The 26,503-nt window shown below is 31.5% G+C and carries 25 protein-coding genes and 2 tRNA genes; 8 read left to right on the top strand and 19 right to left on the bottom strand.

Annotation, left to right across the window (positions count from 1 at the left end; genetic code table 11):
* The first annotated feature begins 6 nt into the window (after positions 1-6).
* Complete coding sequence (locus EM932_RS11790) at positions 7-1,605, top strand: phytoene desaturase family protein (RefSeq protein WP_135877397.1); 1,599 nt, start codon at positions 7-9, stop codon at positions 1,603-1,605.
* On the opposite strand, the gene EM932_RS11785 is transcribed toward EM932_RS11790, so the two are convergent.
* From EM932_RS11785 to EM932_RS11770, 4 genes are all read right to left on the bottom strand, one after another.
* A complete protein-coding gene (locus EM932_RS11785) occupies positions 1,606-3,345 on the bottom strand; it encodes a RagB/SusD family nutrient uptake outer membrane protein (protein ID WP_135877396.1) in 1,740 nt (579 codons plus the stop codon).
* A 76-nt stretch (positions 3,346-3,421) separates the two neighbouring features.
* Positions 3,422-3,495, bottom strand: a tRNA-Ala gene (locus EM932_RS11780).
* 173 nt (positions 3,496-3,668) lie between these two features.
* Positions 3,669-4,256, bottom strand: coding sequence for a hypothetical protein (locus EM932_RS11775; RefSeq protein ID WP_135877395.1), 588 nt, complete (start codon positions 4,254-4,256; stop codon positions 3,669-3,671).
* A complete protein-coding gene (locus EM932_RS11770) occupies positions 4,253-4,759 on the bottom strand; it encodes an RNA polymerase sigma factor (protein WP_135877394.1) in 507 nt (168 codons plus the stop codon). The genes EM932_RS11775 and EM932_RS11770 overlap by 4 nt, the downstream gene beginning before the upstream one ends.
* 385 nt (positions 4,760-5,144) lie before the next feature.
* Here EM932_RS11770 and EM932_RS11765 point away from each other — a divergent pair, with 385 nt between their 5' ends.
* From EM932_RS11765 to EM932_RS11755, 3 genes are all read left to right on the top strand, one after another.
* Positions 5,145-6,086, top strand: coding sequence for a response regulator transcription factor (locus tag EM932_RS11765; protein WP_135877393.1), 942 nt, complete (start codon positions 5,145-5,147; stop codon positions 6,084-6,086).
* Between the two features lie 114 nt (positions 6,087-6,200).
* Positions 6,201-6,743 (top strand): DinB family protein, encoded by a 543-nt coding sequence (locus tag EM932_RS11760; protein ID WP_135877392.1) that lies wholly within the window; start codon positions 6,201-6,203, stop codon positions 6,741-6,743.
* Between the two features lie 94 nt (positions 6,744-6,837).
* Positions 6,838-7,743 (top strand): hypothetical protein, encoded by a 906-nt coding sequence (locus EM932_RS11755; RefSeq protein ID WP_135877391.1) that lies wholly within the window; start codon positions 6,838-6,840, stop codon positions 7,741-7,743.
* Positions 7,744-7,746: 3 nt separating this feature from the next.
* On the opposite strand, the gene EM932_RS11750 is transcribed toward EM932_RS11755, so the two are convergent.
* Together EM932_RS11750 and EM932_RS20785 are read right to left on the bottom strand one after the other, a co-directional pair.
* Positions 7,747-9,114 (bottom strand): MATE family efflux transporter, encoded by a 1,368-nt coding sequence (locus tag EM932_RS11750; protein ID WP_135877390.1) that lies wholly within the window; start codon positions 9,112-9,114, stop codon positions 7,747-7,749.
* Between the two features lie 180 nt (positions 9,115-9,294).
* Positions 9,295-9,370 (bottom strand) — tRNA-OTHER (locus EM932_RS20785).
* 589 nt (positions 9,371-9,959) lie between these two features.
* Between EM932_RS20785 and EM932_RS11745 the strand changes: the two genes are divergently transcribed.
* A complete protein-coding gene (locus EM932_RS11745; protein ID WP_135877389.1) occupies positions 9,960-10,634 on the top strand; it encodes an ATP-binding cassette domain-containing protein in 675 nt (224 codons plus the stop codon).
* Positions 10,635-10,791: 157 nt separating this feature from the next.
* Positions 10,792-11,700 carry an ABC transporter ATP-binding protein gene (locus EM932_RS11740; protein WP_135877388.1) on the top strand — a complete coding sequence of 303 codons (909 nt, stop codon included), beginning with the start codon at positions 10,792-10,794 and terminating at the stop codon, positions 11,698-11,700.
* A gap of 188 nt (positions 11,701-11,888) precedes the next feature.
* On the opposite strand, the gene EM932_RS11735 is transcribed toward EM932_RS11740, so the two are convergent.
* The 9 genes from EM932_RS11735 to pdxA form a co-directional block, all read right to left on the bottom strand.
* Positions 11,889-12,350: a 3-oxoacyl-ACP synthase gene (locus EM932_RS11735; RefSeq protein ID WP_135877387.1), complete on the bottom strand. Its 462-nt coding sequence runs from the start codon at positions 12,348-12,350 to the stop codon at positions 11,889-11,891.
* Positions 12,328-13,038 (bottom strand): monofunctional biosynthetic peptidoglycan transglycosylase, encoded by a 711-nt coding sequence (gene mtgA / locus EM932_RS11730; protein ID WP_135877386.1) that lies wholly within the window; start codon positions 13,036-13,038, stop codon positions 12,328-12,330. The genes EM932_RS11735 and mtgA overlap by 23 nt, the downstream gene beginning before the upstream one ends.
* A gap of 30 nt (positions 13,039-13,068) precedes the next feature.
* A complete protein-coding gene (locus tag EM932_RS11725; protein WP_135877385.1) occupies positions 13,069-14,184 on the bottom strand; it encodes an NAD(P)/FAD-dependent oxidoreductase in 1,116 nt (371 codons plus the stop codon).
* A 132-nt stretch (positions 14,185-14,316) separates the two neighbouring features.
* Positions 14,317-15,672 (bottom strand): acetyl-CoA carboxylase biotin carboxylase subunit, encoded by a 1,356-nt coding sequence (accC, locus tag EM932_RS11720; protein WP_135877384.1) that lies wholly within the window; start codon positions 15,670-15,672, stop codon positions 14,317-14,319.
* A gap of 86 nt (positions 15,673-15,758) precedes the next feature.
* A complete protein-coding gene (accB, locus tag EM932_RS11715; RefSeq protein WP_135877383.1) occupies positions 15,759-16,241 on the bottom strand; it encodes an acetyl-CoA carboxylase biotin carboxyl carrier protein in 483 nt (160 codons plus the stop codon).
* A 22-nt stretch (positions 16,242-16,263) separates the two neighbouring features.
* The gene (locus EM932_RS11710) at positions 16,264-17,265 is read right to left on the bottom strand and encodes a beta-ketoacyl-ACP synthase III (protein WP_135877382.1); all 1,002 of its coding nucleotides are present in this window, start codon (positions 17,263-17,265) and stop codon (positions 16,264-16,266) included.
* A gap of 179 nt (positions 17,266-17,444) precedes the next feature.
* Entirely contained in the window at positions 17,445-17,645 is a 201-nt protein-coding gene (rpmF, locus tag EM932_RS11705; RefSeq protein ID WP_135877381.1) for a 50S ribosomal protein L32, read from the bottom strand.
* A 9-nt stretch (positions 17,646-17,654) separates the two neighbouring features.
* Complete coding sequence (locus EM932_RS11700) at positions 17,655-18,191, bottom strand: YceD family protein (protein ID WP_135877380.1); 537 nt, start codon at positions 18,189-18,191, stop codon at positions 17,655-17,657.
* Positions 18,192-18,270: 79 nt separating this feature from the next.
* On the bottom strand, positions 18,271-19,311 hold the full coding sequence (pdxA, locus tag EM932_RS11695; protein WP_135877379.1) for a 4-hydroxythreonine-4-phosphate dehydrogenase PdxA: 1,041 nt from the start codon (positions 19,309-19,311) through the stop codon (positions 18,271-18,273).
* 75 nt (positions 19,312-19,386) lie between these two features.
* On the opposite strand from pdxA, the gene EM932_RS11690 reads away from it, so the two are divergent.
* Positions 19,387-19,983 (top strand): riboflavin synthase, encoded by a 597-nt coding sequence (locus EM932_RS11690; RefSeq protein WP_135877378.1) that lies wholly within the window; start codon positions 19,387-19,389, stop codon positions 19,981-19,983.
* 9 nt (positions 19,984-19,992) lie between these two features.
* On the opposite strand, the gene EM932_RS11685 is transcribed toward EM932_RS11690, so the two are convergent.
* From EM932_RS11685 to EM932_RS11670, 4 genes are all read right to left on the bottom strand, one after another.
* A complete protein-coding gene (locus EM932_RS11685) occupies positions 19,993-20,190 on the bottom strand; it encodes a PID-CTERM protein-sorting domain-containing protein (RefSeq protein WP_135877377.1) in 198 nt (65 codons plus the stop codon).
* Between the two features lie 471 nt (positions 20,191-20,661).
* The gene (locus EM932_RS11680) at positions 20,662-22,350 is read right to left on the bottom strand and encodes a right-handed parallel beta-helix repeat-containing protein (RefSeq protein ID WP_170179781.1); all 1,689 of its coding nucleotides are present in this window, start codon (positions 22,348-22,350) and stop codon (positions 20,662-20,664) included.
* A gap of 383 nt (positions 22,351-22,733) precedes the next feature.
* Complete coding sequence (locus tag EM932_RS11675) at positions 22,734-22,928, bottom strand: heparan-alpha-glucosaminide N-acetyltransferase domain-containing protein (RefSeq protein ID WP_262709948.1); 195 nt, start codon at positions 22,926-22,928, stop codon at positions 22,734-22,736.
* A gap of 31 nt (positions 22,929-22,959) precedes the next feature.
* Positions 22,960-24,291, bottom strand: coding sequence for a sugar MFS transporter (locus EM932_RS11670; RefSeq protein ID WP_135877374.1), 1,332 nt, complete (start codon positions 24,289-24,291; stop codon positions 22,960-22,962).
* 857 nt (positions 24,292-25,148) lie between these two features.
* Between EM932_RS11670 and EM932_RS11665 the strand changes: the two genes are divergently transcribed.
* Positions 25,149-25,865, top strand: coding sequence for a toxin-antitoxin system YwqK family antitoxin (locus EM932_RS11665; protein ID WP_135877373.1), 717 nt, complete (start codon positions 25,149-25,151; stop codon positions 25,863-25,865).
* Positions 25,866-26,503 lie beyond the last annotated feature (638 nt).

Raw genomic sequence — 26,503 nt, 5'->3', positions numbered from 1 at the left:
CTTTCTATGACTGAAAAAAATTATGAGCCATTTTCTACAAATATTGATTTTTCCAATTACGATCATATTGTTATAGGTTCGGGCATTGGTGGTTTAACTACTGCTACTTGGCTGGCTAAAACAGGTAAGAAAGTTGCTGTATTGGAACGACACTATGTTCCAGGTGGTTTTACACATAGTTTTAAAAGAAAACAAGGTTTTCAGTGGGATGTTGGTGTTCACTATGTTGGTAATTTGGATAAAAAAGAATCCCTTCTTGGGATGTTCAATTTTATTACTGATGGACAACTTAAATGGGAGTTTATGGGAGACATATATGACGTGGTATATGTTGGAAATAAAAAATACGAATTTAGAGCTGGTAAAGAAAACTTCAGAAAGCAGCTTATCGAATATTTCCCCGAAGAAGAAGAAGTCATTAACAACTATCTATCTCTAATAGAAAAAGCGAATAAGCGTGGTGCACTATTCTTTTTTGAAAAAGTGTTTGAACCTTGGTTAAGTAAATCTTTAGGATGGATCATTAGAAAACGCTACGCACAGTATTCTCAAAAAACCACAAGTGATGTGTTACATGAACTTACAGATAACAAATTATTAATTGCTGTACTCTGTGGCCAATGTGGTAATTATGGGCTTTCACCTAAATACAGCAGTTTTGGAGCACATGCTATGGTTATTTCTCATTTTATGGAAGGTGGCTATTATCCAATAGGTGGTGCTGACCAAATTAGCTATAAAACCATAGATGTCTTAAATAAGCTTGGAAGCAAGGTTTTTATTAATGCGGATGTACAAGAAATTATAACAAAGAATAACAAAGTAACTGGAATAAAAGTGGACAATACGGTTATAAATTGTACTAGTGTTATTAGCAATGTAGGCGTAAATAATACATTCAATCAGTTACTTTCTGAAAAGGCAAAACACTATTGTAAATTCGACATAAAAGATGTAAAACCTGCGACTGGTCATATGTGTTTGTACATTGGGTTAAATAAATCTAGTGCAGGTTTAAATTTACCCAAGCACAATGTTTGGTATTATGCACATGAAAATACGGATGAATTAATTGAGAAAGCAACACTTTCAGAAGCCCCCAATAATTTTGCATATATTTCATTTCCATCTGCGAAAGACCCCGAATGGGATATTAAGAATGGTCAAAAATCGACCATTCAAGCTATGTCTGTAGGTCATTATAATTGGTTTTCTGAATATGAAAACCAGCCATGGATGAAACGGGAATTAGCTTACAAAAAACTAAAAGCGGATTTTGAGACTACTATGCTTAATAGACTTTATCATTTATTTCCGCAACTTAAAGGTCATGTTATAGAAACCGAAGTTTCCACACCGCTTTCTACGAAACATTTTTCAAACTATAAACATGGTGAAATATATGGCTTAGAGCATACACCTGAAAGATTTAAACTTCCTTTTTTAAGGCCAAAAACTAAAATAAAAGGGTTGAAATTGGTTGGGCAAGACATTACTTTGGTTGGTGTTTCTGGAGCTATGCTTTCAGGAGTATTATGTGCAACTGCCATATTAAAAATGAAATCTAGGCACTTGTTTGCAGATATAAAGAACTTTCAGGGTTAATTAATACCCTGGATTTTGAAAAACTCCTGGATTAAGATTTATCTCTAATTCGGGTATTGGTAAAATGTGTTTATGTGACTGATAGTTTTTCATGTTTTGGGAACTATTTGCATTATGGTTTTCTATAACACTCTCCAATTTCTGTATTCTAATTAAATCATCTTTTCGATGTCCTTCAAAACATAATTCTAGAAGTCTTTCTTCAAATAAAACATCTAGAAAGTCTTGTTGATTAAGGCCTGGTGTCACATCATTTTCTGTATTTCCAAAAGCTCGTCTTCTCACTTTGTTAATAGCATCATATGCTTTAATTGTTGGACCACCATTAATTGCATTCTCTACCTCAGCTATCATTAAAAGTATGTCTGCATATCTTAGATACGGTAATTGAAATGATTTTCCTTCTTGGTAGTTCTCACTAAATTTATATGGGCGCCAATTTGCAGTATCTTCGGCATTTACAGAAGCATTATTTTGAATTGTAAACGATACTATATTTTCAAAAAACCTACTATCTTCAATATTCAGAGGAAATGACACAGGGATATCTAAATCATTCGGATTTTTAAAGTAACCTTTAATAAAATTAGGTGCTAGTAAAAAAAAGTCTCGTTCTGTAACTTCTAAAGGCCCCCAATAGAACCAATCCCAACTTTTTAGGTTAGAATCATTAGGAATAGTAAAATCTATTGAGAAAATTACCTCACTGCTGTTTGCTGTTTTATCACTATTAAAGATGTCACCATAATTTGTTTCTAAAGCATATAGCCCATCCAATTTATTAAATTGCTCTAGAGCTTTTAAATACTTATCGCTTTGTAACAAAGGGAAACCTGCCATTTGCAAATAAACTTTTCCCAATAAAGCTTGAGCTGCAGAAACCGATGCTTTGTTCTTTATATTTGACTGACTTAGATTACTTTCTGCAAAAATTAAATCTGCCTCTATAAACTCATAAACTTTCAACGGGTCTTGAACAACAGAATTATTATCCGAAGGAATTTCAGTGGAAGTAACCAGTACTGGATTTCCAAATAATTTTACTAGGTTAAAATAAGTAAGTGCTCTTAAAAACTTAAACTCTGCTTTAGCAATGTTTTCATCGGTATTCAATTCAGTGACATATTCCGAAGTTTCAATCGCTTCAATACCAATAGTCGTTTTCCTAATAACTTGATAATGATTTGTCCATATATCCTCTATTATTTTATCGGTCGAACCAAAATCATAGGTATCCATTTTACGAGTTGGAAAATTAAGATTAATGTTACCCATAAATACATCTACCCCAACATCTCCCCAGTATGTCGCATAACCTTTTGCTCCAAAAATATCATCAGAAACTAAACTTTCATAACAAGCATTTAACCATTTATCAATATCTATCTTTTCTGGAGTTATTGGCTTAGGATAATCAATGAGAATTAATTCATTAGTAGTTTTATCTGCTTCCACCACAATATTCTCCTTTGTAATAATATCACTAAAAGGTATACTAACAGAGACCTCATAGTTTCCTACTTCTATATTTTCGAAAGTTACTAATCCATCAACACCAGTAACTTTTTGTTTTGAGATAGCATCAATAGAAACAGTAGCATCTAATATGGGACTGGTACCATCATTAAATACAATTTCCAATTTAATATTTCCTGTCTGAATTTCAACTGGCTTATCATCCTTTGAACAACAAAACAAGATAAAGGTTAATAATGCAAAAATGGATATTTTAATCTTCATGCGATTTGAATTTGTGGACTACAAATAAACACAAAAGATCTGACAAATAAATTCATCAGATCTTTTTAATAAACTGTGGAGAAGATCGGATTCGAACCGACGACCTCTTGACTGCCAGTCAAGCGCTCTAGCCAACTGAGCTACATCCCCATTACCTTTATTCACAACACTTCCCAGTGTTTACAAGCATTTTACAACATTTAAGTTATGCTGCATTTACCTGCATAATGATGCAAATGTATGCATTTAGTTGCAAAAACCCACCACTAAAACCCACCACTATTTTAAAAAATATCTAGTTGGGAATTCTATCAACATTAGAGTTATTCATTTAACGTTTTTATCAATTCATCTATTCTCGCTATCCTCGGATTAATTTCATGTTCCACTCTTTTTTTGTTTAAAAAATATCCGTAAATCCCTATTCCAATTACAGCTATATTGATAAAGACAATAAAATATATCGGTGCATTTTCCCAAATACCAATAGTAAACAATACCATTATGGGGTAAATCGGTAAAATTCCCCAATGCACATAAGTTTCAAGGAATTTCTTTTGTACCTCAAGATATTCTCTAGTATTTCTGAGATAATCTAGATAATTTTCTTCCAAATCACTTGGTTTAAACCTATGAACACCTTGATATTTGATTATCAAATAAATCGCACAAATTATGATAAAAACTATCGCTATTTTTATAAGGACAAAGGGTATAAAGAATACTAGAAAAATAGATAATAAAATCCCAATTATTGCCATAATCACCTCTACAAGCTCTATATATTTCCACCAGCGATGTAAACGCCCTAAACTTGATTGTAATTCTATCATCAATTTTGATTTCTCGAACTTTATTCGTTCTTGATTGCTTGACGACTGCCAAATTTTAATTAATTCATCTTCTATCATGATATTTCATTTATACAGTTTAACAATTTCGATTTAATCCGTTTGATTTTTACTGCTACATTATTTTCAGTTATACCAAGAATGCTTGAAATTTCCTTATAAGCAAGCTCTTCCAGATAAAGGGCAATAATTACCTTATCACTTTTCTTTAGGTTTTTTATACATTTTCTTAGATGTTTCAACTTTTCATTTGGTTCTTCGACCTTTTCCACAGACCTGAAATTGGCTATTGTAATACTATCTAATTTTATTAACCGACTTTCGTTCTTCGTGCGTTTAGTTTTGAATTGAAGACAAACATTGAGGGCGATTCTAAACATCCAAGTCCCGAAGGAAGATTTACCTTTAAACGTAGCTGTTGATTGCCATACACGAACTAATACTTCCTGAAAAAGGTCTTTAGCATCTTCCCTATCTTTTGAATAAATCAAACAAATCCTAAATAACCGCTGCTGATTTTCTTCTAGTGCTTTAAGAAATATGGTTTCGTGTTCTTTTCCCATTTTTAGTTTGTATCTCTACTATGTTAGTTAGTAAAGCTTTAAAAATATGACACTTTATTGGATATTTTTCTACATCACAAACTTCAAAGCACTACTTTAAAATCATTTAAGTGCAAAAACCCACCGCCAATCTATTTTATTATTTAAAATAATTATGATTATTTAATTGTGGGAGGTATCTTTAAGAAGTAGAACTGTGTTAAAACCCACCACCCTTTTTAATTGTTTATTAGTTGTTTGCGAATTTTTTATAAAATTATAATTCTTCTAAATTATTAATTTCTTAATTAACTTAAAGTGAAAGATATTTCTTTAAATTTGAACATGGATGCTTAAAATAAGTATTTATCCTTAATAAGTCGCAAAACTGTAATCAAGGTACTAAATGAATAAAATTCTTGTTTTTATATTCTTAACCTTAATATGCATTGAAGCTAAGGCTCAAACAAATATATCTGGATATATAACGTCCAGTGACAGTTTAACAGATAAACAACAGGTTTTTTTGTCTACAAAAAATACTAACCTATCTGAAGAACCAAATATTATTGCCAGTACTCAAGTAGACAAGAATGGATTTTTTAATATTAATTATGAACTTTCAAACGAAGACAAATTATATACTCTTTTCATAAATAATAAAAAGAAAGTTGCCAAGAGTTTTATTTTATCAAATAATGATTCTTTAATTTTTCAAAAAAGCGACACCTCTTTTTCAGTATATACAAATACCAATTCTATCGATAAAGAATGGCAAAAGTTTAAAAAATTCATAGAAAAGCAAGATGCTAAATCAAAGAACCAAACTATATATTTAAACGAAATCAGAAACTACGCTAAGGACTCCCTTAAAATTTTAGCAATAAAACTAATAGGTGTTAAAGAACTCAAAAACAAAAATCTGCTTGAAAAAGATATTTCTCTTAACCCAAAATATTACACAAGTCTACTTGGGGAATTGAAACTAAGTGAAATTGATGCAAGTGAATATGACTTTTTAGAAAAGGAGTTGGTATTTTACCATTTAAAAACTACTGAAAATAAATATTCTATTAGTAAGTTGATTAATTTTATTCTTGGATTCTTATTATTAATATCAGCAGTATATCTTTTTTCATTGAAAATGACTAAAACAAAGAAAGAAAATCAAGAATTAAGTAAACAGGAATTAAATGTTAAAAAGCTCATACTTGAAGGGAAAAGCAATAAGGATATTGCTGACAACTTATTCATTAGTTTAAGTACCGTTAAAACTCATATTACCAATATTTATAACAAACTTAACGTTTCAAATAGGGCTGAATTAATTGCTAAATTCAAAAATTAATACGGGTACTAGTCCCTTAATCCTACCTCATACCTCCAATAATTTTTTTTAGTTTATGTTCTTTTACAGAAATTATGGCTATCTAAATTTCAATACAAACTAAACTTTAATATTATGAAACGAATCCTTATTATTACTACCGTTATTCTAGTTAGTTCTATAACGTCATCTTTGTTGGCACAACAGAATAAATTTATAAAAGATTATTTAGAGCGATTGGAAAATTCTCGAAAGTATTTACTCCTTGTAGCAGAAACAATGACAGAGGAAAAGTATAGCTTTAAAGCAACACCCGAATCAATGAGCTTTGCAGAAAATTTAATGCATATTGGAGGGGCAATGGATTGGCATTGCCAGACTTTATTAGGAGGACGAGACCCAAGAGACTATGAAAAAGAGACTAATTTTGACGTTGACAATAAACCCAAAGAAGAAATGCTTACAATAATTAATAACACATTTGATAAAACCATTGAGTTTATTGAAGAATTTGACACTTCTCAATTTGATGATAAGCTAGATTATTTCGGATTGAATAGGTCAAAGCAACAAATATTATTATTACTAACTGACCACATAACTCATCATAGGGGTCAAATGCTAGTTTATTTGAGATTAAATGGGCTTGTACCGCCAAGATATGTTCTGTATCAATAACTAAAAGGAATTGAAATTAAAGTGTATCAAGATTAGTAAGGCAATATCTCAATTAAAAATAGATTTTAATATTAAAAGACTAAATAGAATAACCATGAAACAATTACTAATAATACTAATTGTATTAATTTCAATTCATCAGCTACAAGGACAAACTGTAGAATTTCAGGAAGACAATAAAACTTATCGATATAAAAAGTTAAATAACCCAACTAACTGTAAAGGTTTACTGGTTCTTTTCGGGTATAATGGTGGAAATGGTGTAAAAGATATTCCCTTAGTGTTTGAAAAAGATGGTGTATTAATAATATTGATAGTTATGAAAACTAATTTCTTTAAATCACATAATAATATAGATATGGTTGATGCTTGTATTACACATGCTTTGGATAATAACAATATTCCTTCAAAAAGTCTATTATATGATGGGTTTTCTAGAGGCGCTACTGAAGGGTTAAGATATGCAGAATCGGTTATTGAGAGACAAATCACCAAGTTAATTCCCAAAGGAATATTCTCAGGAGATGCTAACCTTGACTATTTAGAGTTTTACAAATATTGTGAAAGAGAAATTGTTAGAGTTTGCGATGCTCCAAAATCGATAATTGGCAAAAAAGAAGCTGAAATTATCAAAAACGAATATGATAAAGAGCTTGGTAATCCTATAGTAAATAGAGATAATTATATTAAAGCGTCAGCCGTAACAATAACTGAGCCTGATTTTGGAAATGCAAAATACTTATTAAATATACCTATAAGATACTATCATGAAGTAGCCCCAATGTGGTATATAAAAGAAAAATGCCGAAACCAATTTTCTGAAGAAAATATTTATGTTGGTACAGCACTAATAAATTACTTATATAATAACGGCAATAAGAAAGCTGAAATAATTATTACTCAAAATAAAGGATATCGTACAAATGGGAAGCGACATCCACACTCTTGGTCGATTATTGACACTCAAGAATTGTTAGATTGGCACAATAATATTGAATAAAAATTACTTCAATATGGCCTTATCACTAAAAAAGAACTGACGTTGATTAAGTATATAAAAACCAACCAACATAAAAGCACCTACTTCTGAAAAAGTACGTGAGAGCCATATCCATTCCTTGTCATTATCTAAATACTCAGGCATTAAAAACAAAGGTATAGCTACCAAAACACTCCCTTTAAGTAGGTTTAAGATAATTGATGGAATCAATTTTCCAATGCTTTGAAGATAAGCACCCAGAATATAATTAGGGCCAGCTACTATGAAGAAAAGAAAAAATAAGCCTAATGCATTTGAGGCTATTTTTTTAAACTCTTCTGTTTCAGAACCTGAAAATATTGTCACTAGAAACTCAGGGATTAAAAGACCTAAAGCCACAACTACAATTCCGACAACGAAAGTAAACTTAAGTGTGAATTTAAAACTACCAAGCACCCTGTTTGGTAGTTTTGCACCAATGTTAAAAGACATAATAGGCAAGGCAGAAACCATGGCAGCAGTAAATAGTCTCAGAAAAATGAAACTTAAGTAATTAATTATACCAAAAACAGAAACAAAAACAGCTCCAAATTGAGCCAACCTCATATTTATCAATAACAACCCAATGGAAAAAGAAATCTCAGACACAAACGATGGAATTCCATAATTGAGTAACTCTCTCCATTCATCTAGTTTTACTGTGAATTTATAATTTCTAATCTTTAAATGTCCTTTCTCCCTATTAATATAATAAACAAGATAAAATGTTGATAACAATACAGAAATACCAGTGGCAATTGAAGCGCCTGCTGTACCAAAAGGGAATACAATTACTAGTAATATGTCTAATAAAATATTTAGAACCACAGCAAAAACGGTAGCATTCTTTGTCACTTTTGGAGCACCATCGTGGCTTATAGCGTTTCCTAAAATCATCCTCAATAGAAAAATAGGAGTCCATATGAATCCCCAAAACATATAATCTAAGGTCTTGTTGAATAATTCAGTTTCCGTGCTACCAACTAAAAAAGAAACAATATCACTTGCTATAAAAGGTGTTAATACTATTATTATAAGACCAAATAATATCGCAAGCGTAGTTGTAAACTGAAAAACCTCTTGCGCTTTGGAATAATTACCAGCTCCAAAGTTTTTTCCCATTAAAATACCACCACCTATGACCAGTGTTAGACCAAACGCAATGAAGACGGTAATTATAGTTCCAAACATCCCAACGGCTGCTACGCCTTCTTTACCTACATACTGCGAAAGAATGACACCATCTATCACTTGAAGTATGGTAACAGACAATAAACTTGTAAGGATGGGAATGTAATATTTAAAAAACAATGGTCTTATTGGGTCTTTGTCTAGTTGAATATTATTTTCCATGATTTATTTTTGGGGGAGCGAAATTACGCTATTTTTTCGAAATAGCTAGAAAAAACATAATCAATAAAGTCATATTAAAATAAAAGTTTTTACAACAAAGAACTGAGCCAAAAAACCCACCACCATACTCCACCACCATCAATATTTAATTATACTAGCCCCTGAAAAGTCTTGATATACAAGGGATACAAGAAATTGAAGATTTCTCCGTTTTTTGCTGCCAGTCAAGCGCTCTAGCCAACTGAGCTACATCCCCATTACCTTTATTCACAACACTTCGCAGTGTTTACAAGCATTTTACAATATTTAAGTTATGCTGCATTTACCTGCATAATGATGCAAATGTATGCATTTAAGTGCAAAAACCCACCACAAAAACCCACCACCATTTTAATTTATTATTTAAAATAATTATGATTATTTACTTGTGGGAACTATCTTTAAAAAGTATTAGATAAAGACATCTTTTGATGTATATATAGTAAAAACAAACACACTAGTTATTTATTCCATTGTTAGTCACAATATAAAATCCGTAACCAAAATGAAATTTATTACAAAGAATGTACAGTAAAGCTATTTGGAAATACTTTTTGGATATTAATATGTTCAACATTCCTTTTTCTCTGGTTTTTTGTTTTACATCTGGTATTTTTTGGAGTATAGTTATTTTTTCTTCATTTGGAATTTTAATAGGTTATTTAGGCTTTCAAACTTTCAGAAAAAATGAATACTATGCATATTATAATCTTGGATTTACAAAAACCAATCTAATAAAAAAAGTGTGGTTTCTAAATCTGACTATTTCTTCTTTAATATTTCTAATTTATATAATATTCAGATAGATGGATTTATTAAAAGTAACCAACCTTAATAAGTCTTACGGAAAGAAATCCATTTTAAAAAATATTAGTCTTGAATGTAAAACTGGCGAAATAATTGGAGTTTTTGGTCGCAATGGAACTGGAAAATCAACTTTGTTAAAACTAATCTTCGGAACAGTCAAAGCTGATTCAATTCAAATAAAAATAAATTCAGAAACGATTCATCAAAAAGATGTTATTTCTTCAAAAAAGATAGCATATCTACCGCAAGGTACTTTCTTACCAAAAGAACAGAAAGTAAGAGGAGTAATTCCTTTATTCTTTCCAAACGGAGACGACCAAGACAAAATTTTCTATTCCCCACAGGTATCAAGTTTTGAAAAAATAAAAGTTGGGGAACTATCTCTAGGACAATTACGTTATCTTGAGTTACTGATTATAGGAAACCTAAATCATCTATTCTTAATGCTAGACGAGCCGTTTTCAATGATTGAACCAATTTATAAAGATGTGATTAAAAATTTGTTAATCAAACTAAAAGAATCAAAAGGTATAATTTTGACTGACCATTATTACAATGATGTTCTTGAAATAACTGATAAAAATTTCATTTTAAAAGAAACTGAAAAAATTCAAATAATGAACAAAGATGATTTGGTTAAACATGAATATTTGAGATGCCCCGTCCTAAAATAAGACTACATAATTCTAAACAGTTATGTATAAAAATGACAGAGTAACCAGACATTGTTTGCTATTGCGGATAAGCATTAACTATTAAAAATCGATAAACAAAAACGTCAATCTTACCTAAGGAGATTTTTTATGCTATTTTTACACCTCGATACAGGTAATGCTTCAGGTAAAAAACATATCATTTCGTTATAAAAAACAGGCTGTTTTAAACAACATTAGTTTCAATGTTAAACCGGGAGAACACCTTTCTATTATAGGAGAAAGTGGTTCTGGTAAAAGTACGCTTCTAAAATTACTTTATGGCACTTACGATTTACACGAAGGACACATTTTTTGGAACGATTTTGAAATTTTAGGTCCTAAATATAATCTAATTATTGGTCCAGAATTCATGAAATATGTAGCCCAAGAATTCGACTTAATGCCTTTTATTACCGTTTCTGAAAATATCGGTGCCTTTCTATCTAATTTCTACCCAGAAGAAAAACAAGAACGCATCAACGAGCTATTAGATGTTGTAGAATTAAAGTCTTTTGCAAAAACAAAAGTTAAAGAATTAAGCGGCGGACAAAAACAACGCGTAGCTCTAGCTAGAGCCATTGCAAAACAACCTGAAATAATTTTATTAGACGAGCCTTTTAGTCATATAGATAATTTTAAAAAACAATCTTTACGTAGAAGTTTATTCAAATACTTAAAAGAAAAGAACATTACCTGTATTGTGGCCACTCATGATAAAAATGATGTCTTGTCTTTCTCAGATAATATGATTGTGCTTCATAATTCAAAAATCATGGCTAAAAATACACCTCAGAAACTATACAACAAACCTAAAAACAAACTTATAGCCTCTTTTTTTGAAGAATTTAATGAGATAGATGGTAAAATCAGCTATGCTAATCAACTAGAAGTTGTTGATAAATCCAATTTAAAAACTATTGTAAAGCATTCATACTATAAAGGACACTATTATCTAATTGAGGCTGATTTAAATGGGGAGATTATATTCTTTGAGCATAATACTCAACTTGAAAGTGGGAAAATTGTCTTCGTAAACCATATTTAAGAATTTATATATCTCTGCATCTGTTCATTGAAATATTCTTTTGAGAAATTTTGAAGGCTATGTAAGGCAACAATGTCTTACATAACATTTAAAATTAAATATTATGAATTGGAAAATTCAAAAACTACAAAATGGTGAGGCCATTATTTCAAAAGAACCCAGTAATTCTATATTACCTCTACTAAAGTCTAAACAACCTGATTGATTGTAAACTTCTGTCCTTTAAAAACAATCTTTTCACCAACCGTTTTCCCTTTTAACAACTGTCCAATTGGAGTACTAGGTGAAATAGCATAAAATTGAACACCATCAATAGTTAGTTCTCCTGCACTAATAGCTATAAAATAATTAGCTTGTGAGGTGTAGACAATGCTTCCTAAAGCAACTATTTTTAGTGTTTTTGAAACATCTATTTTAAATAAAATTTCTTTGATTTTTTGTATCTCTGCCAGTTGATTTCCTGCTTTTTCGCGTTCTAGCTGTAGCATCGCACGTCCCGTTTCATGTTTATCGCCTGCACTGCTTTTGGTTTCTGAAGTTAATGAAACCTGAATTTCGTTTATAGTATTCTGCACTGTTTGAAACCTTCTATTTATAACATCCAAACATTGCAAATAAAGATCTTCTTTAATCTTTAAGGCGTTTTCCATCTTTCTTAGAATAATCTAGTGGTCCAAAATAATTCATTTGTTTTACAATCCAAACCTTTCTGGCTTGAATGTAATTTGAAGCTGGGCTTGCTATATAAACCCTTGGGTTTGGCAAAATAGCAGCAATGGCAGCTGCTTCTAATTGTGATAATTTACTTGCTGGTTTTTTAAACCAATACTGTGATGCTTCTTCTGCTCCATAAACCCCAAGCCCCATTTCTATACTATTTAAATAAACCTCGATAATATGTTCTTTAGACCACATCCATTCAATTAAAAAAGTAAAATAAGCTTCTAAACCTTTGCGTAGCCAACTACGTTGCGGCCATAAAAAAACGTTTTTTGCTGTTTGCTGGCTTATCGTACTAGCTCCTTTTAATTTTTTGCCTCTTTTATTGTTATCATAAGCTTTTTCAATAGCTTTTATATCAAATCCTTTATGAGTTAAAAAGTTTTGATCTTCACTACAAATAACTGCTAATTGTAAGTTCTTGGAAATATTGTCAATCGACACCCAATCATGTTTCCAAAGTGTTTCTTTTTTAACATCCGATGTTTCAAAATATCTTATTATCATAAGTGGTGTAGCAGGAACAGGCACCCATTTATATAGAAAAACAAGCCCTATAGATAATACAATGAACCACAGTATAATTTTAAATATGAATTTGGATAAACGCTTTATCAACTTGAATGATTTGCTTTCTAAAATTACTTTTTACACAGAAACCAAATCTGCTAATTCCTTTCCAACTAAACTCCCAATAGCAACTCCCATACCTCCTAAGCGAACACCACAAAACACATGATTTGACAACTGTTTCACAACCGCCTTTTTCTGATCGCCTAAGCCCATAATACCACTCCACCTATGATCAATTTCGAAACTAGTTTCTGGTAAAATAATTGTTTTTAAAAGTGTTTCCAATTTATTTTGAATTAAATCTGTTTGGCTAAACGCCATCGTTTCTTCTTCTTTAAAATCAAGATGCCGACCACCCCCTAACAAAACCCTATCATCAACATTTCTAAAATAATAGTAGCCTTTATCTAAATTAAAAGTTCCTTGTATATGAAGGTTTCTTATAGGCTTTGTAATTAGCACTTGTGCACGAGCTGGTTTTACATTTTCGTCTATTAATTGCGATGCAAAACCATTAGTAGCGATTAATAATTTAGACGTTGAAAACTCAAATTGATCGGTTTTTATTTTTACCATATTGACATTTTCTAAAAAACTTTCAACAGTTATATTATTAAGGATTTTTATTCCTTTTTTTAACACCAATTCTGTTAATGACAACATCATTTTTCCCGTATCAATTTGTCCTTCAAATCGATTGAAAATATATTGACTCTCTATATTCTGGAATTTAAAACTATTGGGCTTTATACTAAATAAAGCTTCCTTAAATATCGGTTGAAGCAATTTGTTGATGTATCCTTTTTTTGAAAGACATTCTTCTAATAAACTATTTTCTTTTGTAAACAACTCATAACCTCCAAATCCTTTATAGTTAATTGTTTCGTCTCCTAACGTTTTACGTAATAATTGCAACCCAATCACTCGTTTTTTTACGAGTTCTATAACGTCTGTTTCGGTATGCGATTTTAAATCATCAAGTATTTCACTAAGGCTGCCAAAGCAAGCAAAACCAGCATTTTTAGTACTTGCCCCTTGCGGCAAAATGCCTTTTTCCAGTATCAGAATATTGGCTTTTGGAAAACACTCTTTTAAATTTAAAGCGCAGTTTAATCCAACAATACCACTACCCACAATGGTAAAATCGACATTAGTTAACCAGCTTTTAATTTCCCAATAAGATAAGTCCATTTTACGAAGTTACTGCTTTCATACTAAGGGTGGAAATACTTTGAATCACTTTGGTATAAAAATAGCTTAGCTTTTGTTTTGAACAAAGAAACCCCATAAAAAAACTCCGAAATTGCTTTCGGAGTTTATGATTTATTCTTCTGTTATTTCTTTTTCTATTACGAAGTCTTCCATAAACTTAGTCGTATAGTTTCCAGCTAAATAATCTGGATGATCCATAAGTTGTCTATGAAATGGAATGGTCGTTTTAATACCTTCTATTACAAACTCATCTAAAGCTCGCTTCATTTTATTAATAGCCTCTTCTCTCGTTTGCGCTGTTGTAATTAACTTGGCAATCATAGAATCGTAATTAGGCGGTATCGCATAACCGGCATAAACATGGGTATCTAAACGTACTCCGTGACCTCCTGGGGCATGTAACGTTGTAATAACACCTGGTGATGGACGAAACCCATTAAACGGATCCTCTGCATTAATACGACATTCTATAGAATGTAACTTAGGCGTATAATTCTTTCCGGAAATTGGCACCCCGGCAGCTACCAAAATTTGTTCACGAATTAGATCGAAATCTATTACTTGTTCTGTAATAGGATGCTCTACCTGAATACGTGTATTCATTTCCATAAAATAGAAATTACGATGCTTGTCTACCAGAAACTCTACAGTCCCTGCGCCTTCGTATTTAATATATTCTGCAGCTCTAACAGCTGCCGTTCCCATATCATCACGAAGTTTTTTCGTCATGAAGGGAGATGGTGTTTCCTCAGTTAGTTTTTGATGACGACGTTGTACGGAACAGTCTCTTTCTGATAAGTGACAGGCTTTACCTCTAGAATCTCCAACAATCTGAATTTCGATATGTCTAGGCTCTTCAATAAGCTTTTCCATATACATATCGTCATTTCCAAATGCCGCTTTACTTTCTTGTCTAGCAGAATCCCATGCGTCTTTTAAATCTTCTGGTTTCCATACGGCACGCATCCCTTTTCCACCACCACCAGCAGATGCTTTTAACATGACTGGGTAACCTGTTTCCACAGCTATTTTTTCACAATCTTCAAAGGTCTCTATAATACCATCACTTCCTGGAACACATGGCACACCTGCAGCTTTCATGGTCGCTTTAGCATTCGCTTTATCTCCCATCCTATCAATCATCTCTGGCGAGGCTCCTATAAACTTTATACCGTGTTCCTCACAGATTTTTGAAAACTTAGCATTTTCAGATAAAAAGCCATATCCTGGGTGAATAGCATCAGCATTTGTAATTTCTGCCGCCGCTATAACATTAGACATTTTTAAATAAGATTCACTACTTGCTGGTGGCCCTATACAAACAGCTTCATCTGCAAATTTAACATGTAAACTTTCCTCATCGGCAGTTGAATAAACAGCTACCGTTTTGATACCCATCTCTTTACAGGTTCTTATAACACGTAGTGCTATTTCACCTCTATTGGCTATTAATATTTTTTTGAACATAACTTGTTGAATTAAAAATTACAAATTCCAATCGCCAAATTCCAAACATTGGATTTCGAGATTTGTATATTGGAATTTTTAATAGGTTATGATGGGTCTACTAAAAATAGTGGCTGATCAAATTCTACAGGTGAAGAATCATCAACTAATATTTTAACAATTTTTCCTGAAACTTCTGATTCAATTTCGTTGAAAAGTTTCATTGCTTCAATAATACATAATACATCTCCTTCAGCAATGGTTTGTCCAACCTCAACAAATAAAGGTTTATCTGGTGATGGTTTTCTATAAAAAGTACCAATAATTGGTGACTTAATTGTAATGTATTTTGAATCTTCTGTAGCGGCTGGTTCGCTTGCTTTATTAGGTGTAGCTTCAGCTGCTACAGGTTGAGCAGCAATTGGAGCTGCTTGAGGTATATGAGTTGCAGGCACCTGATGTACAATAGTTGTATCTGATTCTGATCCTGTCTTTATGGTGATTTTAATATCGTCCATCTCTAATTTAACCTCACTTGCACCAGACTTGGCTACAAACTTGATTAAGTTTTGAATCTCTTTTATATCCATAATTTTTGCAATTAGTTAGTGGTTAGTTTATTGAATTATATGCCCATTTTAAATAAATAGACCCCCAATTAAATCCGCCTCCAAAAGCGGCAAATATTATATTATCTCCCTTTTTAAGTTTCGATTCGTAATCGTTTAAAAGCAATGGTAAAGTAGCAGATGTGGTATTTCCATACTTCTCTATATTCATCATTACCTTTTCTTCTTCTAATTCTATACGTTGCGCAGTAGCATCAATAATTCGTTTATTTGCTTGATGCGCTGCTAGCCAGGAAACAGTATCTTTAGTTAAGTTATTACGTTCTAATATTTTAACAGTGGCATCTGCCATATTAAACACCGCATTCTTAAACACCGTCCTTCCTTCTTGAAAAGCATATTGTCCCCCTTTTTCCATAGATTCTGGCGTTAACGGAAATGAAGAACCCCCATAAGTGGCTTGTAGAAACTCCCTACCTGTACCATCACTTCTTAAATATTCATCTTGAAGTCCCAAGTTTTCCTCATTAGGTTCAAATAAAACAGCACCGGCACCATCACCAAAAATGATACAAGTAGCTCTGTCTTCATAATTAATAATGGAAGACATTTTATCTGCTCCTATTAACAATACATTTTTATACCTACCAGATTCTATATAACTCGCTGCTACAGACATTCCAAATAAAAAGCTAGAACATGCCGCGTCCATATCGAACGAGAAAGCATTAACAGCTCCAATATTAGATGCTGTATAAGCCGCAGTTGATGCTGCTTTCATATCTGGTGTTGCAGTGGCAACAATAATAAGTTCTATATCTTTGGGATCGATACCTTTTTTATTAATAAGGTCTTGAGCAGCCTGGATGGCTAAATAAGAAGTACCTTTTCCTTCGTCTTTAAGAATTCTACGTTCTTTAATTCCTGTACGAGAGGTAATCCACTCGTCATTTGTGTCAACCATGGTCTCAAGAATTTGATTAGTTAACACATATTCTGGTACATACGCACCTACAGCTGTAATTGCTGCTGAAATTTTACTCATAACTTTATAGTTAATTCGACCAAAAAATCATTAAAATTGGACAAAAACGTTCAAATTTTGGTGAAAACTACTAAATTTTAGTTTAATAACACACAAATTAATTGTTTTTGTCTTAGAAAAAACACTTCATAAAAAAAAACGCTCACATGTGAGCGTTTTATTATGTGCATGCATACTATTTATGCTACGTTTTCTACTTCCGAGTTGTCAATTAATACTTGACCTCTGTAATACAATTTTCCTTCAAACCAGTGAGCTCTATGGTATAAATGAGGTTCACCTGTTGTTGGACATGTAGCAATTTGTGGCGCAGTTGCTTTGTAATGAGTTCTTCTCTTATCTCTTCTTGTTTTTGAGATTTTTCTCTTAGGATGTGCCATTTTCTATCTTTATTTATCCGTTAATAGTTTCTTTAATGTATTCCAACGAGGATCTATATCCTCTTTTTCTTTATCTTCTTTAAGCTTTGGGCTTAATTCTTCTAATTTTTTAAGTATGTCTGAATGTAATGTTCCATCTTCAACACCTGGGTGCACTCTTTTGGTAGGTACCGCAAGTACAACCAATTCGTAAATATATTGTTGTATATTAATTTCGTAAGTCCCATGAGGTACTATTAGAATATCAATATGCTCATCATTATACTCATCTCCAAAATTCACTACTAAATCAAACTCATTTTCTATAGATTGATTATATGGTTCGTTTGTTAAGTCGCAATTAACATTAACCCACCCTGAAACTTTAAAGTGTAACTCAAGTAATGTTGTCTTTTTTTCTAGCTCAACATTGATGTTGATGTTCACATCATTAAACTCTTCATACTCAAAATGTTCAAAGAACGTTTGTTCTATTTTGTATTCAAAAAGATGCTTTCCTATTTTTAACCCTACAAAAGGAATTATAAACGCTTTCAATGGCTTCATTCTCTCATCTATTTTGAGCCTGCAAATATATGAATTTTTATTTATGCAACATGACTTATAAACATTTTTTTGTTTATATCTATTTGTTTGCTTTTTTCAATGGATTTGAGGTAAGTTCTTCATAATCAAATCTATTTTTGTATATCTGCAAAGCTGTAAAAACGGCTTCTTTAAAAGAACTTGAATCGGCCTTTCCTTTTCCAGCTATTTCATAAGCTGTACCATGATCTGGAGAAGTTCTTACTTTATTTAACCCTGCTGTAAAATTAACACCTTGACCAAAAGATAATGTTTTGAAAGGGATTAAACCCTGATCGTGATATGTGGCAATTATTGCATCAAAATTTTTATAATTATCAGATCCAAAAAAGCTGTCAGCCGCATAAGGTCCATACACTAATTTCCCTTCGTCTTTAATTTTTTTAAGCGTTGGTCTTAAAACGGCATCATCTTCGCTACCAATGACACCATTATCGCCAGTATGCGGATTAATTCCTAAAACTGCAATCTTAGGTTTACCTATTTTAAAATCTCTTTTAAGAGAATCATAAACCGTATTTATTTTTTTTACAATCAAATCCTCGGAAATATGCTCAACAATGTCTTTTACGGGCACATGGTCTGTTAATAACCCGACTCTTAATGATTCCGTTACCATAAACATTAAACTTTCCCCTTCTAATTGTTGTGCTAAATAATCAGTATGTCCAGGGAATTTAAAGTCTTCCGATTGAATATTGTGTTTATTTATTGGTGCTGTGACTAAAACATCAACGTCATTATCTTTTAGCGCTTTTGTTGCTGCTTCTAAAGATTTTATAGCATACCTACCTATAGTAACATCTTCTTTTCCAAATTCAATCTTTACAGGATCATTCCAACAATTAAATACATTAACTTTACCAGTAGTTAATTGACTTATATTGTTAATGTTATGAAAATTAATACCAGATTTAAAATGAGTTTTAAAAAAATTCATGGTTTTTGCTGAAGCAAAAATTACCGGTGTACAAAAATCTAAAATCCTTGCATCTTCAAATGTTTTTAAAACTATTTCTCCACCAATACCGTTTAAATCTCCTATTGATATTCCTACTATTATATTTTCTTTTTGTATCATTAAAATAACAACTTTTGTTTGTAATTTTGAATTTCATTCGGCATGGCAAATTTAACCAAATAAACAGAGAATAATATGTTTACAGGAATTATTGAAGATATAGGCATTGTTTCTAATTTAAAAGAAGAATTAGATAACCTTCATATATCCATTAAAAGTAATATAACAACTGAATTAAAGATTGATCAAAGCATTGCTCATAATGGTGTATGCTTAACTGTTGTTAATATTGATAATGATGAATATACGGTTACTGCTATAAAGGAAACATTGGATAAAACAAGCCTAAACACTTTGAAGCTTAATGATAAAGTAAACCTAGAGCGCGCCATGAAATTAGGTGATAGACTAGATGGGCATATTGTACAGGGTCATGTAGACCAAACGGCAACTTGTACAAATATAGAAGAAGCAAATGGCAGTTGGATATTTACTTTTGCTTACGATACATCACTTAATAATATTACTATAGAAAAAGGGTCTATAACTATTAATGGTACTAGTTTAACCGTAGTAAATTCAAAAAAAGACAGCTTTAGTGTAGCTATTATACCGTACACATATGAGCATACTAATTTTAATACCTTTAAAGCAGGTACTATTGTAAATTTAGAATTTGATATTTTAGGAAAATACGTTGCTAAACTAGTAGACTTACATAAAGAGAATTAGCGATAATGATTATTTCTTATTAGTAATCATTAATTTTCTAACCCCATAAAACAAAGCGAAAATCACACCAAGCAATACGCCTCCGTCTATAGGAAGAAAGCCAGGAGCAGGAGGTGGTCCAGGAGGAGGAGGATCTTGAGCAACACACACAAAGCTTATTAATACAAATAAGATCGAGGTTAATATTCTTTTATTTAGTACTGTCATCGGGACACAAATGTATTAAAAAAAGTAAGGTTACAAAAAAAAGATGCTATTATTCATAAAATAACATCCATGAAACGCTATAAATCATCGTCAAAATGCAGGTTTTTATCTTTTACCTGATTATATATATTAACCCTTGTAAACAAAAAACAACTGTAAATAAAAATAATTCCTCTTTTTATTTTACATGGCAAATATATATAATTTAATGGTAAAACGAACTAAAACACAACAATCTCATTATAAATTTCTTATAATAGGAAAATACTGGAGTTTAGCAATTCTCTATTTGTAGAGTTTCAAAGATATATTCACACCCAAAAAGCGTATTATACCATTTCTTTACCAGATACAGGAGTCCATCTAACCTCTGAGAGTCTAAAGCCATAATTGAAATTTGTAACTGTTCTGATAAATTATTAGGAACCGCCTGCTATTATTGCTTGAAAACGATATTTTGTACTTCCCTTTTTATTCTTCTACAATTTTAGCAGAATTAAAACGTTCTTTTGTTTCTGAATCACGATTCGAAATCCCTTTATAGAAACGTTTAATTGCTTTTCTATAATGCTCTTTTTTAGGCATTTGACTTCTGTATTCATCTATATATAATCCAATGTCATCAAATGGGATATTCGGATACTTCACTTCATTTTTAAACTTAAAGCCCATGTTTTCATAATCCACAAAATCATTAATAGAAACACATTCATTGTTTTTTATACTTGATTTTGTTACAACTATAGAATCTACACGATAATCAATTATTTCATCGAAAGATTTTTGATTGTTATAATAAAAATTATTTTCAATGGTATAGTGAATGGGCCAAAAGCGACCAAATTCCAAGGTATCACTTAATACGGTATTCATAAGAGGGTATTTTTCTTTCCAAGGAGACTTAGTCCAACCTTTCTCACCTGTGTAAGCCTCAACTCTACCTATATAATCTTCTTTAGTTCCTCGGCGAGGATGATTAAGGTCAGCTTTAATTTCTTTTTGAATTTGAAATATTTTATTTCCTAGACTTGTAGCAAAATAAGCACCTCTATCTCCTTCTAAAAAAACATTTTCTTTTAAAGTATGACCTGCCCCTCCATGCATAGAAATTCCTTTCGAAGCAGATTTATAAAAAACATTACCTACACAGGTTGCCCCAGATTGACCATCATCCAAGTGTAAACCGGCACATTCTACTTTATCAGAAATAGGTATTAGATGATGGAAAAAATTGTAACGATATATGTTTCCAAAACCTCCTAAATCTGCTCCAGAATAAATAGCTCCACCATCTCCTTCATCAAGATCGATATTAAATAATTCATTATATTCAATAATATGATCATTACCTTTTACAACCATAGACTGTCCTAATGAGTTATGGATTAGATTATTTCTAAAGGTATTACCAACACCTTTTAAGATGATATTTACTTTTTTGTGTTTGAAATTCTTTTGGTAAATATGGCAATTTTCAACAACATTATAACCTGGTATAATTTCATTTGGAGATCTTACGCCTCCATCCAATTTTACATGAGTATCCAAATCAATTAAATCACATCCTTTTACTCTATTACTATTACCTGAGACATCAACTCCTATTGCGGTAGAATTTGATATTTTAGCTGATGCTATTAAATTATGATCTCCTGTTATTTTATAAACACTACCACTTCCCACGTTTTTAACGGATAACCCAATCACTTTTACATAACTTGTTCCTTCCAAAGTCAAAAACCCGTCTGCCACCATTATTTTATCAATCGCCAACTTAGTTAATGGAGCTTTTTTCTTGTTCTTGATTGTATTAAATTTTTCTGGAGCAATTAGCATACTTCCGTCAAACAAAACATTTTCTCCTACTACTGCCTGAATAATTATTGGTGCTTCTCTGGTCCCTTTAAATTCTTCGCTCAATACTATTGGTCTATCAAATTGATAAACACCTCCTAATACATTGATTTTTATACCATCTTCAGGAAGCCCTTTCTCTTTTAATAGTTTAGAAATATGATTTATTCCTGCTGCGAAAGATAAAGGATCCGATTTCGTGCCTGGACTAGTTTGATTCCCTTGTGGAGATACATAAATTTCGTTGGAGTCACAACTAGTTAATACCAGTAACAACATACTGACAACTAAAAGATTTTTAAGCATTATCATTTTTTAATTAAACTAACTTTTTTATTTCCTAAATGAGCTTTGATAAATTATATCGTTGCTCTTCATACTTTTTGAAACCACTTATTGTATGATTAGTTCATAATGAGGATGTTTACTAGCACCCCCCATGTTAGTTAAAAACTATACCGCTTGGGTATAATCTTTCTCCATAATTATTAATATTATGGAGTATATTTTGCCTCAAAAACTTTCATTTTTTAACTGCTTATTTCAAAAAAACCTGGTATATCAATTTACGTTTTTGATTACCATTATAAAGCTCACTTAAATAACTCTTATTAGTCTTTTTTATTGCAGTAAATAACTTTTTTATCTCTACAAATTTAAACGATCAAAACAACATAAAAAGGCATATATCAAATTAATTTAAAAAAATAACCAATTGAAATTCCTACTATAAATAAAAAGAAGGGGAATATTAAATCTGTTAGCATTAACCCATGCCATTCAGCATGCAATAAAGGAGAATAAACATAGCTCCAATCTCCTGGAGGGTTAACCAAGTTCATAGCGACAATGGTAAGCCCTCTTAAAATATCAACAAATTCAATTTTCTTTTATCGGGATACACATAAAATATTCCTATGCTTTTTTAAGTCCTACTTTATGTCCAAACAATGCATAATAAAGAATAATGACATAGCATGGCAATAAAATCCAATAACCAAAAGATGCAGCATCTGCTGTAGCAGAAACTTCATTTATCCCATTAGCAAGTAAATGTTCCTTTTTTTTATCTACTAAATCACCATATAATAATGGAAGAATAGCGCCTCCCGAAATAGCCATAATGAGTAATGCCGAAGCTGTTTTAGTAAATTTGCCTAATCCAGTTAAAGCTAGTGGCCAAACAGCTGGCCAAACAAGAGCATTAGCGATACCTAATGCAGCCACAAAAAGGACTGAAGCAAAACCATCAGAAAACACAATACAAAAAGACAGTATAATTCCTAAAACGGCACTTGCTTTTAAAGCGAAAGCCTGACTTATATATTTTGGTATTAAAAACACCCCTAAAGCATAAGTAGCCACCATGGCCATTAATGTAAACAATGTGAAAAATTTAGCTTTTTCTATAGGAATATCCAATGATATACCATAAGCAATAATGGTGTCTCCGGCGATAACCTCCACACCAACATAAACAAACAAAGCTAAAACACCTAACCACAAATGAGGAAATTGTAAAATACTTGATTTTGCTTTTCCTCCAGTTTCAGATGCTTCAATGGGTTGCGCTTCAACATGTGGTAGAGGCGCCTTTCTAATTAAAACCCCTAGTAAAAACAAAACAATGGCCATGACTACATAAGGTGTAACGACACTATCTGCCATTGTATTTAATAAGCTAGCTTTTTCAGTAGCATCCACAAGATTCAGTTTTTCTTTAATCTCGTCTATTCCAGATAGCAAAATCGCTCCAAAAATTACAGAACCTAATGCCCCTGCCACTTTATTGGCAATTCCCATAATAGCAATACGTTTTGCTGCACTTTCAATAGGTCCTAAAATAGTTATATAGGGATTTGAAGCTGTTTGCAATAAAGTCATCCCAGCTCCTTGTATAAAAATCGCTGTTAAAAACATCCAATAGGTTCTAGCTTCGGCAGCAGGTATAAAAACCAAGGCTCCAATCGCCATTATTATTAACCCCAATGACATGCCCTTTCTGTAACCAATTTTGTTTATAATATATGAGGCTGGTAATGCCATGACAACAAATGAAATATAAGATGCCGTTGCTACCAGATAAGACTGTGCATCGGTTAGCTCGTTTATGGTTTTCATAAATGGAATTAATGCACCGTTTATCCATGTAACAAATCCGAAAATAAAAAATAATCCAGCAATAATAATTATTGGAACTAGTGTGTTGTTTTTAGATTGAGAAGACATTTCTTGGTTATTAGACATGATTGTTAATTAGGTTTATAGAATTGCTCGTATTTTAATTTTACAGGAATTTTTAGGAACAATTTATAATTATTATTCCCAATATTAAAATCTAAAATGTAATTGCTGAAAAATAATGAATATTAGTCGTCGTTTTGCATTTTCATTTCTTTTACCCTATAAATTCCTGTAAAAAGAAAAGCTAAAAATAATAAAGGAGGCACATTAACCTCTTTAATGCCTCATATTTATACTCGATAAATCGTAAAACACGCTTGTACATAAAACAAAATAAGCCTTCTAACTTTAAATAGTTATGTGTTCTTTTTTATTTAAAGTGACCTTGTGATGAGTAACCACAGGGATAAAGAAAAATATAAAAACCGAATCTATGAAAAAACCACAGTTAATTATTCACGGAGAATTTTGATTTTAACGCACAATGCACTTTCAAATTCCCTAACACTTTTGATTAATCAAACATCGCAATAAAATCATACAATAAAATAAGATTACACTTATCTTTAGACTATAAAAACACCGAATATGATCTATTTTTTACTGTATCCATATTTCAGGGCTAGACATTTTTACTTATATTGAAAAGCAAAAGTTCGTAGTTCTAGTAACATCATAAAAAGAATAGGCTAAAATTTTGATTTTATATAAAATCATGCTTTTGAAATATAGAACTCGTTTAAACTTTTTGTTTTTAACCGAAAATGAGATGAAATTTATTCAGATGAGGCACTTTTTGCAAGGCATAGCAGAGCTACGCATAAGAAAAGTAACAAAATATGGGTAAATTTCGGCCATTTTTTAGGAAATAGAAAAAGTTTAAACGAGTTCATTGATTAAATTATTTAAATAAAAAGATTATGCTTTTAAAAGAATTCATTCGATTTTCTGCAATTATATTGATTTTTAATACAAGTTTTTCTCAAAATGCAAGCACAGAGCAAATTTCAAAATTTCGTTCCGTGGGAACAATGGTAGAAAACAAAAAAGAAGGATTATGGAAATTTTATTATGAAAACGATAGTTTGCAAGCCGTTGGGAATTATAAAAACAATCTAAAGCACGGTGAATGGAAATTTTATCATAAAAATGGAAAATTAAATTCTATTGGAAATTTTTCCAATGGTAAACAAATCGGTAAATGGAAATACTATTTCCCTAATGGTAAATACAATAGCAGTTACACTTTCATTGAAGGTAAAAGAACAGGAGAAATTAAAAGTTTTTATGAAAATGGGAAGAAAAATGCAATTGGGAGTTTTTTAAATGATAAAGAATCTGGTCAATGGTATTTATACGACGAAAATGGAAATATTCGTTCAAGTGGTATTTATTTGAATGGGAAAAAAGAAGGTGAATGGAAGTTTTATAGTGATATAACTGGGGAATTACAAAGAATCGGGAATTTTTCAAACGGAAAAAGAGAAGGTGAATGGAAATTTTATCATAATGAAACAGGTAAAAAAACGGCTACTGGGAATTTTACAAATGGAAAAGAAAACGGTATTTGGAAACTCTACGATAGATCTGGAAATTTATCACTTACTGAGTTTGTTAATGGAAAACAAAAAAAATAGAATCAGAAATCAAATATATTCCGTACAATTTTGTGAGAATTGGAGAAAATTTTAAAGAACAAAGTGAAAGTGGTTCGGATAAAAGATGCGAACTGATTGAAAAAATAAAAAGAGGGGAAATAAAAAACTGTGTACAACAAGAACTGATTGAAAAACAAATATTATTAACCTAATTTAGAAACAACGTTCTCATCATAAGGTCTTCCTTATTTTGCAATAGCAAATGCCTGTTTAATAAACGATAAAAAAACTTTAAAGGATTCCTAAGGGTACTTCTCACCGCTGTTCCCAACATACGCTACCAGCTAAGCTGTGCTTAGTGGCGGTAAGAGTAAGTAAAAAGAAAAAACTGTCAAAGCAATATGAAGGTGTTTTCATATACAATAAGCCGATTTTTAATCAAATCTAAGAACAAATCCAATTAATTAATAGTTTTCCAATTTACTATGTATTTTATCTATATATGACAGAGTATAATGCAACTGCTAAACTTTAACGCCACTAAGCACAGCCTTAAATCCGTAAGTCTTTTTATTTATTGAAAAGCTTAGATTGATTTTAATGAAAAGCCTTGTGAATAATGTTGTTTTTAGGTCAGTTTGCCTAAGACCGAGATACTTTTATAGTTTAAAATAGCA

Source organism: Flavivirga rizhaonensis, from assembly GCF_004791695.1.
In the GTDB taxonomy this organism is placed as follows: Bacteria; Bacteroidota; Bacteroidia; order Flavobacteriales; family Flavobacteriaceae; genus Flavivirga; species Flavivirga rizhaonensis.
The sequence above is the reverse complement of the archived record's forward strand: the minus strand, read 5'-3'. Positions and strand labels throughout refer to the sequence as shown.

Excerpts from the sequence above, each read along its gene's own strand:
- EM932_RS11790 (WP_135877397.1), top strand. The coding sequence starts at position 7 with ATGACTGAAAAAAATTATGAGCCATTTTCTACAAATATTGATTTTTCC.
- EM932_RS11785 (WP_135877396.1), bottom strand. The coding sequence starts at position 3,345 with ATGAAGATTAAAATATCCATTTTTGCATTATTAACCTTTATCTTGTTT.
- EM932_RS11775 (WP_135877395.1), bottom strand. The coding sequence starts at position 4,256 with ATGATAGAAGATGAATTAATTAAAATTTGGCAGTCGTCAAGCAATCAA.
- EM932_RS11770 (WP_135877394.1), bottom strand. The coding sequence starts at position 4,759 with ATGGGAAAAGAACACGAAACCATATTTCTTAAAGCACTAGAAGAAAAT.
- EM932_RS11765 (WP_135877393.1), top strand. The coding sequence starts at position 5,145 with ATGAATAAAATTCTTGTTTTTATATTCTTAACCTTAATATGCATTGAA.
- EM932_RS11760 (WP_135877392.1), top strand. The coding sequence starts at position 6,201 with ATGAAACGAATCCTTATTATTACTACCGTTATTCTAGTTAGTTCTATA.
- EM932_RS11755 (WP_135877391.1), top strand. The coding sequence starts at position 6,838 with ATGAAACAATTACTAATAATACTAATTGTATTAATTTCAATTCATCAG.
- EM932_RS11750 (WP_135877390.1), bottom strand. The coding sequence starts at position 9,114 with ATGGAAAATAATATTCAACTAGACAAAGACCCAATAAGACCATTGTTT.
- EM932_RS11745 (WP_135877389.1), top strand. The coding sequence starts at position 9,960 with ATGGATTTATTAAAAGTAACCAACCTTAATAAGTCTTACGGAAAGAAA.
- EM932_RS11740 (WP_135877388.1), top strand. The coding sequence starts at position 10,792 with ATGCTTCAGGTAAAAAACATATCATTTCGTTATAAAAAACAGGCTGTT.
- EM932_RS11735 (WP_135877387.1), bottom strand. The coding sequence starts at position 12,350 with ATGGAAAACGCCTTAAAGATTAAAGAAGATCTTTATTTGCAATGTTTG.
- EM932_RS11725 (WP_135877385.1), bottom strand. The coding sequence starts at position 14,184 with ATGGACTTATCTTATTGGGAAATTAAAAGCTGGTTAACTAATGTCGAT.
- accC (WP_135877384.1), bottom strand. The coding sequence starts at position 15,672 with ATGTTCAAAAAAATATTAATAGCCAATAGAGGTGAAATAGCACTACGT.
- accB (WP_135877383.1), bottom strand. The coding sequence starts at position 16,241 with ATGGATATAAAAGAGATTCAAAACTTAATCAAGTTTGTAGCCAAGTCT.
- EM932_RS11710 (WP_135877382.1), bottom strand. The coding sequence starts at position 17,265 with ATGAGTAAAATTTCAGCAGCAATTACAGCTGTAGGTGCGTATGTACCA.
- rpmF (WP_135877381.1), bottom strand. The coding sequence starts at position 17,645 with ATGGCACATCCTAAGAGAAAAATCTCAAAAACAAGAAGAGATAAGAGA.
- EM932_RS11700 (WP_135877380.1), bottom strand. The coding sequence starts at position 18,191 with ATGAAGCCATTGAAAGCGTTTATAATTCCTTTTGTAGGGTTAAAAATA.
- pdxA (WP_135877379.1), bottom strand. The coding sequence starts at position 19,311 with ATGATACAAAAAGAAAATATAATAGTAGGAATATCAATAGGAGATTTA.
- EM932_RS11690 (WP_135877378.1), top strand. The coding sequence starts at position 19,387 with ATGTTTACAGGAATTATTGAAGATATAGGCATTGTTTCTAATTTAAAA.
- EM932_RS11685 (WP_135877377.1), bottom strand. The coding sequence starts at position 20,190 with ATGACAGTACTAAATAAAAGAATATTAACCTCGATCTTATTTGTATTA.
- EM932_RS11680 (WP_170179781.1), bottom strand. The coding sequence starts at position 22,350 with ATGCTTAAAAATCTTTTAGTTGTCAGTATGTTGTTACTGGTATTAACT.
- EM932_RS11670 (WP_135877374.1), bottom strand. The coding sequence starts at position 24,291 with ATGTCTAATAACCAAGAAATGTCTTCTCAATCTAAAAACAACACACTA.
- EM932_RS11665 (WP_135877373.1), top strand. The coding sequence starts at position 25,149 with ATGCTTTTAAAAGAATTCATTCGATTTTCTGCAATTATATTGATTTTT.